Source organism: Microcoleus sp. AT9b-C3, assembly GCF_036705485.1.
GTDB lineage: Bacteria > Cyanobacteriota > Cyanobacteriia > Cyanobacteriales > Microcoleaceae > Microcoleus.
In genome coordinates this window covers 73776-85445 of sequence record NZ_JAUBUR010000003.1, presented here as the reverse complement: position 1 = coordinate 85445, position 11670 = coordinate 73776, and the positions used below count along the sequence as shown (strand labels likewise).

Here is an 11670-nt window from a genome sequence, read left to right as displayed (position 1 = left end):
TGATGTATTTTTCTTAAGAAACCCGGTTTCTGCGTAACTGCGATCGCACTTGGGCTACCGATTTTTGTTAAAACTTGTAACAAGCAGTACTTGAAATGCGAAAATAGTGTATTCTCACTCGATTGAATCCGGGGCGCTGCTGCCGTTTTGGGCGATCGACCTCGGACAAGACCAATTGCTGGAAACCAAAGACGGCCATCCCATCCGCAAAGCTTCGTGGCACACCGTATGAATGGTTAGCTGGCAGTCTAGCAGGTGCAACCCAGACTTTTCAGCTTGCTTCATACCAATTTTCAAAATCGAATCGTTGTTAAATTCGATCGTTCTGTTGCACTGAACGCAGACTAGGTGGTGGTGGTGATGCGGGTAAGGCTGGTTTATTTCATAGTGTTTGTGACCTTCTGCTAGTTCGAGTTCGCGGAGGAGGCTCATCCTTGCCATTAACTTTAAAGTTCGGTAAATGGTGGACAAGCTAATGTTTTCGCCGCGATTTTTTAACAAAGTGTACAAATCCTCCGCACTCAGGTGATTGCCTTTGGGGAGGTTCTGAAAAACGTGCAAGATGGTTTCCCGTTGGGGAGTCATCCGCCAGCCTTTGTCATTGAGTTCGGATTTGAATGAAGACGCGGTGTAAAGTGCCATAGTGACCCTCTCAAGAAAGTCTGCCTATTGACAATAATACACAACGATCGAGATATTTTGCAAATATCCCAGCTTATTGAAAAAAGATTGAGGAAAAAATTTGGTTTTTGATATTTTTTGACTTTTAACAAGCTTTATGACTGAAAGCATCCAGGATACAAGCCACCGGATTCATCCGTCCAGAAAAAAAAACCTGTATCCGATGAAACTTGCCCCCAAAATTTATGCGTGGGGTCAATGCTTCAATTCTTTAATCTAAAATCTAAAATCTAAAATCTAAAATCGATTGACTTGCTGCAGAGGACAGAGAAGTTGTTTAGAAGTAAATATTGTTACTTCTGCCGAATGCCTCATGCCTTCTGCACAAGTGCCAAATGCCTTGCTCCCTGATTAATCGCGCTGACTGACCGGCCAAATTTAAGTCAGAGACTCCAGATAGTCGCGGACGCGGTTGCGACGCTTGGGTTGGCGGAGTTTTTGCAAAGCTTTGGCTTCAATTTGGCGGACTCGCTCGCGGGACAAGTCGAGGGCGCGACCGATTTCTGCCAGCGAATAGGGGTGTCCGTCACCCAAACCAAAGCGCATCAGAATTACATCTCGCTCGCGGCTGGTCAAATCTGCCAGCAGTTGCTGCAAGTCGCGGTGCAGAGCTTCTCGCATCAGCATTTCTTCTGGGGAGATGCTGTCGGTTTCGAGCAAGTCGCCCAACTCTGTATCTTTTTCGTTGCCCACTTTAGTTTCCAAAGAAACAGAACGGGGGACTCGCAGCAAAACTTCTCGGACTTGGGGCGCCGTCATGTCCAACTCGACAGCGATGTCTTCGATCGTAGCTGTCCGACCTTTTTCTTGAGAAATTTTGCGCTGGGCTTTTTTGATTTTGTTAAGTTTTTCGGTAATGTGGACGGGGAGGCGAATGGTGCGGCTTTGAGTGGCGATAGCCCGCGTAATTCCCTGCCGAATCCACCAGTAGGCATAGGTGCTAAACCGATAGCCCCGCGTCGGGTCAAACTTTTCTACAGCTCGCTCCAGTCCGAGAGTACCTTCTTGTATTAAGTCGAGCAATTCTAAACCGCGATTTTGATATTTTTTCGCCACCGAAACCACCAGGCGCAGATTCGCCTTAATCATGTGGTCTTTCGCTTCGACGCCTTCGGCTTGAACTCTTTCGATCGCCTCGACTGTCATTTCGGCTAACTCTGCCCACTGGCGCTTGCCTTCGGACATAATTCGCTTGAGTTCTGGCACGTCATCGACGCCGGCAGTTAATGCCCAGCGTTCCAGGGAAGGTTTATGTCCCAACTGTGCGGCTAACCGATCGCGCACTTCAATTAAATGCACGAAGCGCCCAATTAGCCCTTCTTCCTGGGAGGCGACGGTGTTGCGTAATTCCAGCAATTTGATATAGCGCTGAACTTTTTGAGCTTCGGAGACTTCTTCGTCTCTACCCAAGAGACGAACCCGACCTATTTCTTGGAGGTACAGGCGCACTAAATCTGTAGTGCGACGGCTGGCATTTTTTTGCAATTTGGCTGCTGGGTCTGCATCTTCTGTCTCTGCTGGGTCTTGGTCTAGCAGTTCGTCTCCAGCTTCTTCAGCATCTTCATCCAACACATCACCTTGCAAGGGATTGACTTGCAGTTGTTCGTCGAATTCAGCTTCAGCGTAAAAAGAGGTGGCTGGCATAGTGATTTTCTCAGTTGCTCCGGGTGAAAAGATGCTACGCTTAGCGGTTATTTATAATTAAGATGCCCATTTGGTTAAGACGAAGCATCACCGCTTTGTGTTTCTTTAGTAACTTTTCTGACTTTTCTGCTGTTGTTCGATAGAACTTTTGCTGCCCCACTTGTTTTACCAAGATTCTGGAAAACGCTAAGAACTTTCTGATGTAACAGGTTGAAGGCCCGAAAAGTATGTTGTACTTCTTTGTTTATGTAGCTAGTATAGATAGTGACTGGCTAGAAACAAGTGACGTTAGTCAGAAGTTAAGTTAATCTTCATCACCGATAACCTGGTTCCCGATCACTTCGGAAAATTAGCCATTTTTTTAATAAAACTTTATATAACTCGGCGCTGTTGATTAAATACGCAGCAGTAAGCGCGGAAGTTTAATCCATTATAGAATATGGGTTTCAGAGTTGCTAGAGTCCCCTGTACCGAGTTATTGGCTGACGCAAAAACCGGGTTTCTCGATGTCTTTTGCGTAAGTCATGAGTTTGAGGGGACGATCGACCGATAATTGTTTTGCTATTGGCTGCTGCTTCGGGCTTAACATCAGGCCGAGCACACCAGCATCAGAAACGGGGTCTTTTGCACCATGCCTGCACAGAAAGCCCAGGTTTTTCGTTGCTGTGGACTCGATATGGTCTTAAAGTCCTGGACGAATGGGTGCGTCGAAACCGGGTTTTTTAACCAAAATACTTGATTAAAGCTCTAAATCTCTGTTAAAAAATCCGGTTTCTTGGTGGCCGAATGGCTAAATCCTATTTTACTGAGAATGGTGCGATCGGGCGCGAGTCAACTCAAATTAAAGTTGCTAGCGTGGGTAAAGTTTCATCAGTTCCCTCACCTGTTCGGCGTGATAGGAACTGCGAGTTAAGGGAGAAGCGACAACTTGCAAGAATCCCAAAGATTCGCCAAACTTTCTCCAAGCATCAAACTGTTCTGGAGGGACAAAGTTTTCTACGTTTAAGTGCTTTTGAGTCGGTTGCAGGTACTGTCCAACTGTTAAAATATCGCAGCCGACAGCCCGTAAGTCCTGCATCGCCTCCCGAATTTCGGCGTCTGTTTCCCCCAGTCCCACCATGATGCCGGATTTGGTGTAAACCCCAGGTGCGAGTTCGCGGCTTCGCTGCAATAGTTCCAAGGTGCGATCGTACTTTCCTTGCGGCCGCACCTTGCGGTAAAGTCGCTTTACGGTTTCGGTATTGTGGTTGAGTACCTCTGGCCGGGCTGCTAGAATGATTTCTAAAGCTTGCCAGTTGCCGCACAAATCGGGAATCAAAACTTCTATAGTTGTATCGGGCATCGTCGATCGCACTGCTTGAATGCACTCGACAAACTGAGACGCGCCCCCATCCGGCAAATCGTCCCGGTTGACCGACGTAATCACGACGTGGTTGAGTTTGAGCCGCTGCACCGCTTGCGCCAATCTTTGGGGTTCCGTAGGATCTAATGGTTGGGGCTTTTTCTCAAAATCGATGTCGCAGTAAGGACAGGCGCGGGTACAAGCCGGGCCCATAATCAAAAATGTGGCAGTACCTGCGTTGAAGCATTCGCCGATGTTCGGACACGACGCCTCCTCGCAAACCGTATTCAGGGATAAATCCCGCAAAATTTCTTTGACGTTGCCGACGCGCTCCCACTGGGGGGCTTTAACTCGCAACCACTGGGGTTTAACTGTCACGTCTGTCTCCGCCTGAGTAGTGTTTTACAAATCATTATATACGAGCTTGCTAAATTTTAACTTGAATGTGATAAGCTTAAAATATAGTGACTAATTTCGGGATGTAGCGCAGCTTGGTAGCGCACCTCGTTCGGGACGAGGGGGTCGCAGGTTCAAATCCTGTCATCCCGATTATCAAATTAAATTGGATATTCCGCAGCAACTGAGTTTGTTTTGGGCGATCGTCCGGGTGTGTATATTTGTGGTACGCATAAATTAGTCGATCGGGCGATTCCCTACCGGATAGCTGCGCTTGACGGGCGTGTTAATTCCCCTTTGCTAAAAAATCAACTGTAGCCACTGTTTTGGCAGAGGGAATTAGAGAATAAGGCGTAAAGAATCACAGCAGCAGTAGAGATTAGCCAACAAGTCTTCGCCTTCTTCCTCTGTGATGATGTGGGACTGTGTTTAATCACACGTACTTGCTCAATGCTGAGAACTTTGACCAAGGTTTAAAACCGGAGGCAAGTATAAATACTGCAATAATAGTTAAATACAAGTTTATTAAGATTTACATCTTGAGATAGATGAATTAATAGCTGAGTGAGCTTATAATAAGACCTAATTGTTATGGTGTCTAAAATTGACCCAAAAACCGGAGGATATTCCAATGCAAATAAGTGGCAAAGCCTTCGGCTCCTGCTCTCGCTGCGAAACATTACCCGCCAAAATAGAGGGCAGGGGAGGTCTATACCTATGGTTTCCAGTATCGCACACGCTGACCAAGGTTATTTCTGCACTAACCAAGGCTGAACTTGAATTCCGGCTGTTAGAAGAGAGCAAGTGTTTGTACATTATGCTTGAGGGAATAGCAAAACAAAAGTTTAACGCCCTAGCATCATCGGTGCTGACAGCTCAAGAGTTGAAAGAGACAAAAGTTTTGTGGATGTGCGAAGTTGAACAGCCACAACTTAGCGATTTTTATCGCAGCACTTCCTTAGACTCTTTTATTAATTTGAGTAACTCTGATTGGCTGTTAGATTTATTGTCCGAAGAACGCATTACTACACATTTTCAGCCTATTGTTTATACCTCAGATACTTCTAAAATTTTTGCCCAGGAAGCGCTGCTCCGAGGAATTGACCAGCAAGGAAACTTAATTTATCCGGGTCGGATTTTTGCCCAAGCAGAATCCGCAGGCCTAATTTTTCAACTAGATGTTTTAGCCCGGACTCGCGCTATCCGCGAAGCCCATGTTTACGATATCAAAGAACTACTTTTTATTAATTTTTCTCCCACTTCAGTTTACGATCCCGCTACGTGCCTGCGAAGAACAGTACAGGCTATTGATGAAGCGGGAATTCCTCACAGCAATATTGTTTTTGAAGTAGCGGAATCTCAGCACCCTCCTGATATCGATCACTTGATTAAGATTCTGAGGTTTTACCGAGAAGCGGGATTTTTAATTGCCCTGGACGATTTTGGCAGCGGTTCTTCTAATTTAAATTTGATGCACCAACTGCGTCCAGATTTTATTAAGTTGGATATGCAATTGATTCGCAACGTCGCTCAAGATTATTATAAGGCACTAATTACGGAAAAGATGTTAGAAATTGCCAATCAATTAGAAATTAAAACTGTTGCCGAAGGTGTGGAAACTTTGGAGGAGTTAGAGTGGGTGCGGGAACGGGGAGCAACTTTTGTTCAAGGTTATTTGATTGCTAAGCCGACTTCTCCGCCGATCGCAGTTACGAGCTATATTGGTGCTGAACCACTACCTATTTCTGCTTAAAGGGTTTTCAGTTGCGATTTGGCGCTAAATTTGGTCGTTCGCAGGCAGAGCCTCCGGATATTCATTACCAGGCAGAGCCTGGTAACGAGAATAACTAGCATTTTAAACGCTCAAATTGCGCCGCAGAAAGCTTTCTAAGGACTCCATTCTCATGCCGTAAATTGATTCCAAGCTTTGCACTTCTTCGGGAGTGCAGAAATACTCGTTACCCAGCAATACGCGCAAAGTTCCTAAGTCTTTTTGAGCTTGAGGATTCAATAAACCCAACGCATTTCTCAAACCGTCAAACACAACCAGTGGCGGGTTGATTACCATCGGTTCGCGATTGAATAAGCGTCCAAAAATGCGGGGAATGTCGTCTCTTGTCAGCACATCCGGGCCACCGACTCGCAGAATTTGGTTGCGGGCGCCTTCGACTGTTGGGGAGTCTGCGGCAATATGAGCTAAGTCGTCGGTACTGACAACAGAGGTGCGGTTTTTGCCGTCGCCAATCAGCAGGTAAAGTCCGGTTTCTCGAAATCTTTCTGCTAGGGGTAACAAGCTGGAAGCAAAACCGGCAGGCCGCAAGATTGTATAATTCAAGCCGCTATTTTGCAGGTATTTTTCTACTTCTCGCTTGGCTTTGAATACTGCGGAATCTTCGTATCCTCGATCGACTCCCAGTACAGAAATAAAGACAAAGTGCTGCACTCCGGCTTCTTTGGCGCAGTCGATCAATTCTATGTTAGCGCGGTAGTGTACTGCTTGAACGTCGCCGCCGGTGCCGTGGCTGCTGATGATGTATTGCACTCCTTGGCAGGCTTTTTTAATATCTTTGTCTTGTTTCAAGTCGCCGATAAAAATCTCGGCGCCTCGGTTATCTAGTTCTGAGTAGCGAGATGCGAGGCGAACGAATGCGCGGACAGGCTTCTCTTGCTGTCGGATTTCTCGTACAATTCGGCGGCCTAGTGCGCCTGTTGCTCCGGTTACTAAGAACATGATTTTTAGTTGTTGGTTGTTATTAACAAAGGAAGTTCGGCAACGGATTTTGTAACGGATTTAACGGATTCCAGAAGCAATTTTCTGCAAGGGCTTTTAGAAACCCGGTTTCTTAAATTTATGGTTGAGCGACCTAAGATTTAGGGTAGAAACCGGGTTTCTTTTGCCTTCGTTTTATTTATAACTCATAAGTCAAATTTCGACAATTACGGGGGCGTGGTCGCTGGGTTTGATTAATTTTCTGGGAGCAATATCTATTGTACAGTTTTTTGCTTGTTCGTACAGGGGAGGGCTGAGATAATGGTGGTCGATTCTCCAGCCGTTGTTGCGGGGAAATGCGGCGGCCCGGTAGTCCCACCAGCTATAATGACCGCCTTCTGATGTGAATTTCCGAAAGGGGTCGTTTAATCCTAATTCTATGATTTCTGTTAGTGCGAGGCGCTCGGCTACTGATAGGCCGACGGAGTTAGCATTGGCTTTGGGATTGTGGATATCTCGATCGTCCGGGACGATGTTGAAGTCGCCGCAAATGCACAATTTAGGGGATTTGTCTAGTGCGATTTTGAGGTATTCTTGCAGCAGTTTGAGCCACTTTAGTTTGTACTCATATTTCTCGCTGCCAACTTCGGAACCGTTGGGAACGTATACGCAAATAATGCAAATATCGTCTATAACCCCGGCTATTAGGCGTTTTTGTTCGTCAAAAATACCTGTGGTTTCGTGGCAGAGAAGGGGGGCAAATCCGGTGCTGATTTCCGACATGGGCGATCGGCTGAGAATGGCGACGCCGTTGTAGGATTTTTGACCGGAAATGTAGCAGTTGTAGCCGAGGTTGATGAAGGGTTCTAGGGGGAAGTCTTTGTCTGTTACTTTGGTTTCTTGGAGGCAGAGAACGTCTGGGGAGTTTGTTTGCAACCAGCTAGTAACGTGTTCTAGGCGGGTGCGGATTGAGTTGACGTTCCAAGTGGCGATTTTCATTTTTTGTTGGTTATATACTCTCTGATTACTGGCGCGATCGTAAAGTGCGATCGCCCATTTTGTTGTAGTGTTTCAACTAATGACCGTCGTCCTAAAGATTGCATGACATTTAATAGTTCTGCCCGTGATAATTGCAGGTTTTCTGGTATTTTTGAGATGTCGGCTGGTTCGGGGGTACTTGCTAGCCAACCCATAGCCTGTTGTTCGGATGCGGTTAGGCGATCGCACTGCTGGTGCAGGAGTGATTCTAAGTCACCTAAGAATAGGGTATCATAGGAGAGGAATTCCGAAACGCTACCGCCGAATAAGTCTTGAATCAATGTGGCAACTATATTTAACCATAAGGGATTGCCTCGGTAAAGGTCGATTAGTTCTGACCATTTCTCCGGTTCTCCTAAACCTTTTTCTCTGAATATTTCTTGTGCTTCGGCGCCTAAACCTTTGAGTTGCAGAGATTTGCAGGGGCGGTTTTCGCCTTCTAAGGTGGCTATTTCTCTGGGTTTTTCCCAACTCAGGAGGATTAAGCAACTGTTGTGGGATGATTCTGTTAGTTGTTTAAAGAATGCGCCGTAATTTTCATATCCTGGTTGGTAATTTCCTGCGAGTTGTTGGCTGCTGAAGATTGTTTGCACATCATCGAGGATGATCAGACAGCGGTGCGATCGTAAATATTCTAGTAGGGGCAATCCCCCCGTGGTTGCCCTTTCTTCGGGATAGGGGGCGGGCACGGGCACACCGCCCCTACAGAATTTAATTAAGTCGGTTTGAAGTGACGCCAGGGGTGGCGCGTTGTGGAGACTTCGCCAGATGATGCGATCGAATTCGTGTTGAATTTGTGGGATTAGTTGGAGAGTCAGGGCGGTTTTGCCAATACCGGATAAGCCTAAAATGGCGATGAGGCGGGTGCGGTTTTCCAAAATCCACTGTTTGAGGGTGGTGAGTTCGGATGTGCGGTTATAGAATAGGTTGGGTTCTGGTGCGTCGCCTAAGTCTAAATGTACTTTAGGTTCGGAATTGCTTGTTTTTTCGTTAAATTTATCCTTGTCTTGCGGTTCAGGTTGTGAGACTTCTGGGGAGTGCACATTTTCAGCCGAGATGTTGCCAATATGGATGCAGCCATTCCCGACGAGTGAGACAATATTAGAAGCTTGTAAATTTTCCAGTTTAGCTCTAAAATTGGCTTTACATAATTGCTCATCATCTAATGCACTTGAGATAATTTTCCACAATTTGAAGCCAACTTCTTTAACATATTTTTCTGAACGGTGGTGTTCCTGTGCAATTTCTTTATATTTTTGATTGTTCCAAGCGCCGCGCAGTATAGCTTTTTGCAGACTATCTAAGTGTTTTCCTGTAGTAGTTAAAGCTAGATGGTCTGTAAATTTTAAGGCTTCTTCAACGTCCATCAGTCACGCATATGCAAGGGGTTGATTTGATTGTAACCCAACTAAATATGACTTTTTTAGTAGCAACCAACTAAATGTGACTTTTTATGACTTAGTTGGGATGGAAAAAACTACTAAATATGACTTTATATGGCTTGAAAAATTTTGGCAATTAGGAAATAATTTATACTTAAAGCAGAAAATGTTAGGCTCAGCGCTAGTTGTATCTACCTGTTATGACACAACCGAATATTCTGGAACTCGCGAAACAGGGAGACGCAAAGGCGATCGCGCTTCTGCTGAACCGTCAGCTACAAGCCAAGGGTATCACCGCCGCAGCTTCCCTTAAGGATGGTTGTTTACAGGTGATGCTGGAAGCGGCAGAAGCGCCTAGTCAGCAAGTCTTGGCCCCGTGGGTGAGTAAGTCGATCGCTGGTTTGGGGGCTGCATCGATTGAGAAAGTGAAGGTTTACGGGCGACAGACGGGCGCGAAGGTGCCGGCGTGGAGTCAAGAGTTTGAAGTGGCGGGGCAAAAGTTGCCTGTTACGGATGTTACAGAGGTGCGGGCAAGTTCTAGTGAAAATACGGAGTCAAGTCAGCTTAGTTTGAAGGAACGGGCTAAGCTTGGCGATGTGGAGGCGATCGCATCTCTGTTAAATCTGCCGTTGCAAAATAAGGGGATTAGTGCGACTGCGAGTTTGCAAGATGGTTGTTTACAGGTGATGCTGGAGGGCGATCGGGTTCCCGATGAGGAAGCGGCTGTTAGGATTGTCCGCAGGGAGTTGACGAATTTGAAGGCGGGGGCGATCGCATCTGTGAAGGTTTACGGGCAGCAGGCGGGTGAGGATTTTCCAGCTTGGAATCGAGAATTTGAGATAGCGCAAGTACAATTGACATCAAGCCCAGCGAAATTAAGCGTGAATAATCAAGCTTCAGGTTTTAAAGTGACGATTCCAGACAAAAATACGCAAAAACAACTAGCTCAGTCAGCTTTAAACTTTCTCCAAACAACATTGTTTAGTCAGCCAATAATCAGTAAACTGTATGAACAAAGTTTAGTTTTTATCACAGACAATAATTATTTGATAAAAAAGAAACAAACTCTGACAATCGCTATTCTATTGATAGCGCTAGGAATAGTTACTGGGATATATTTCAATAAAGATGCGAAGTTTAAAAGTGAAGTATATGCTTCCTTTGATAGCTACCCGAAAAAATCCCAACAAGAAGGTTACAAAAAAATGTTTGAAGCCTATACCTTCGAGAGAGCCAAAAAATATGGTCTAGAGTATTGCAGTGACTTATCAAAAGGTATTAGTAAAGAAACATTATTCCGTGCCTACAACGATAGACAACTGAATAGACATATGAACTCTATACAAAACGGAACTATGAGTGAGCGAGAAAATCTAGATTTATTTGTGGTAGAACTAGAGATACAAGGAGCGGCTACAAAAGTATATTGTCCTCAGTTCCAGAATGTAATGGATAAAGTTCCTCTCCAAGAACGTTTAGATAGTACAGATAAATAAACCAAGAACAAGCTAAAAATAATTCAGTAAACGACTTTTGCAGTGGCAACCAAATAAATGTGATTTTTTATGACCTAGTTGGGATATAAACAACCTACTAAATATGACTTTCTATGGCTTGACAAGATTTTTTATTTAGGTAATAATCTATACTATACTTAATACTACTCATAAAACAGCTATGACTGACATTCCTCTAAGTGCAAGTCTGAACACAGATCACTCTAACGCAAGCATTATTGATCTTGAATTGAGTCATAAATTATCATTTAGCCATATTAAAGCAGCAGCTCACTTTGCAAAGTTAAGTTATGAAATAGAAGAGAAGTATGATGACAGCAAAGATTCATCCGAGGTGTTTGATGAACATAGATCCTATGTAATAGGCTCCATAATTACTACAGTCTCCTATCTTGAGGCTACAATCAACGAATTGTTTACGGATGTAGCAGATGGCGTTTATTCAAATGGTTTAGATCATAATGTCATAGCATTGATGACTAGAATGTGGAAACTTGAAATTAAGCCACCAAATACGACCAAAGGCGCCAAAACTTATAGTCCATTAGATGATCTTAAACCTTCTGTACTACAAAAGTTTCAAATTGCTCTTACTTTAGCGGGCAAAGATCTGTTCGATACCGGAAAAGCTCCCTACCAAGATGTTGATTATCTAATTCTACTTCGCAACGCTCTCATCCATTATAAGCCTGAGTGGATTGGAACTGGAGAAAAGTATAAAGATACCTTGAATGAGAAACTCAGGAAAAAGCTAGAAAGTAGAATCCAAACAATTAACCCAATGACACGAGAAGGAAGCCTTTTCTTCCCGCACCAGTGTCTGGGATATGGTTGTGCTAAGTGGGCTGTGGAATCTTCTGTAAACTTCTCTAATGAGTTCTTTTCTAAAATAGGCTTACCTTCTAACCTAGATCAAAATTACCAATTAACTTTGCAATTACCAAATATTAAATAAGTTAA

The 11670-nt window shown here is 44.6% G+C and carries 8 protein-coding genes, 1 tRNA gene and 1 pseudogene; 4 read left to right on the top strand and 6 right to left on the bottom strand.

Going from position 1 to position 11670, the window contains the following annotated elements:
• Window positions 1-114: 114 nt before the first annotated feature.
• The 3 genes and pseudogenes from QUB77_RS03840 to lipA all read right to left on the bottom strand — a co-directional run.
• Window positions 115-642, bottom strand: a complete 528-nt coding sequence (locus QUB77_RS03840; RefSeq protein WP_006632310.1) for a transcriptional repressor — start codon at window positions 640-642, stop codon at window positions 115-117.
• A gap of 417 nt (window positions 643-1059) precedes the next feature.
• A complete protein-coding gene (gene sigC / locus QUB77_RS03835) occupies window positions 1060-2325 on the bottom strand; it encodes an RNA polymerase sigma factor SigC (RefSeq protein WP_333170186.1) in 1266 nt (421 codons plus the stop codon).
• 850 nt (window positions 2326-3175) lie between these two features.
• A pseudogene (gene lipA, locus QUB77_RS03830) lies at window positions 3176-4051 on the bottom strand (lipoyl synthase); the annotation flags it as partial.
• Between the two features lie 91 nt (window positions 4052-4142).
• On the opposite strand from lipA, the gene QUB77_RS03825 reads away from it, so the two are divergent.
• Window positions 4143-4216 (top strand) — tRNA-Pro (locus tag QUB77_RS03825).
• 478 nt (window positions 4217-4694) lie between these two features.
• Window positions 4695-5816, top strand: coding sequence for an EAL domain-containing protein (locus QUB77_RS03820; RefSeq protein ID WP_333170187.1), 1122 nt, complete (start codon window positions 4695-4697; stop codon window positions 5814-5816).
• A gap of 102 nt (window positions 5817-5918) precedes the next feature.
• Here QUB77_RS03820 and QUB77_RS03815 read toward each other — a convergent pair whose 3' ends face one another.
• The 3 genes from QUB77_RS03815 to QUB77_RS03805 all read right to left on the bottom strand — a co-directional run bounded on the left by QUB77_RS03815 (window position 5919) and on the right by QUB77_RS03805 (window position 9178).
• Window positions 5919-6794: an SDR family oxidoreductase gene (locus QUB77_RS03815; protein ID WP_333170188.1), complete on the bottom strand. Its 876-nt coding sequence runs from the start codon at window positions 6792-6794 to the stop codon at window positions 5919-5921.
• A gap of 192 nt (window positions 6795-6986) precedes the next feature.
• The gene (gene xth / locus QUB77_RS03810) at window positions 6987-7772 is read right to left on the bottom strand and encodes an exodeoxyribonuclease III (protein ID WP_333170189.1); all 786 of its coding nucleotides are present in this window, start codon (window positions 7770-7772) and stop codon (window positions 6987-6989) included.
• On the bottom strand, window positions 7769-9178 hold the full coding sequence (locus tag QUB77_RS03805; protein ID WP_333170190.1) for an NB-ARC domain-containing protein: 1410 nt from the start codon (window positions 9176-9178) through the stop codon (window positions 7769-7771). The genes xth and QUB77_RS03805 overlap by 4 nt, the downstream gene beginning before the upstream one ends.
• A gap of 215 nt (window positions 9179-9393) precedes the next feature.
• On the opposite strand from QUB77_RS03805, the gene QUB77_RS03800 reads away from it, so the two are divergent.
• Window positions 9394-10689, top strand: coding sequence for a hypothetical protein (locus tag QUB77_RS03800; RefSeq protein ID WP_333170191.1), 1296 nt, complete (start codon window positions 9394-9396; stop codon window positions 10687-10689).
• A gap of 181 nt (window positions 10690-10870) precedes the next feature.
• A complete protein-coding gene (locus QUB77_RS03795) occupies window positions 10871-11665 on the top strand; it encodes a hypothetical protein (protein WP_333170192.1) in 795 nt (264 codons plus the stop codon).
• The last annotated feature ends 5 nt before the right edge of the window (window positions 11666-11670 follow it).

Excerpts from the sequence above, each read along its gene's own strand:
- QUB77_RS03800 (WP_333170191.1), top strand. The coding sequence starts at position 9,394 with ATGACACAACCGAATATTCTGGAACTCGCGAAACAGGGAGACGCAAAG.
- QUB77_RS03820 (WP_333170187.1), top strand. The coding sequence starts at position 4,695 with ATGCAAATAAGTGGCAAAGCCTTCGGCTCCTGCTCTCGCTGCGAAACA.
- QUB77_RS03795 (WP_333170192.1), top strand. The coding sequence starts at position 10,871 with ATGACTGACATTCCTCTAAGTGCAAGTCTGAACACAGATCACTCTAAC.
- QUB77_RS03805 (WP_333170190.1), bottom strand. The coding sequence starts at position 9,178 with ATGGACGTTGAAGAAGCCTTAAAATTTACAGACCATCTAGCTTTAACT.
- QUB77_RS03815 (WP_333170188.1), bottom strand. The coding sequence starts at position 6,794 with ATGTTCTTAGTAACCGGAGCAACAGGCGCACTAGGCCGCCGAATTGTA.
- sigC (WP_333170186.1), bottom strand. The coding sequence starts at position 2,325 with ATGCCAGCCACCTCTTTTTACGCTGAAGCTGAATTCGACGAACAACTG.
- QUB77_RS03840 (WP_006632310.1), bottom strand. The coding sequence starts at position 642 with ATGGCACTTTACACCGCGTCTTCATTCAAATCCGAACTCAATGACAAA.
- xth (WP_333170189.1), bottom strand. The coding sequence starts at position 7,772 with ATGAAAATCGCCACTTGGAACGTCAACTCAATCCGCACCCGCCTAGAA.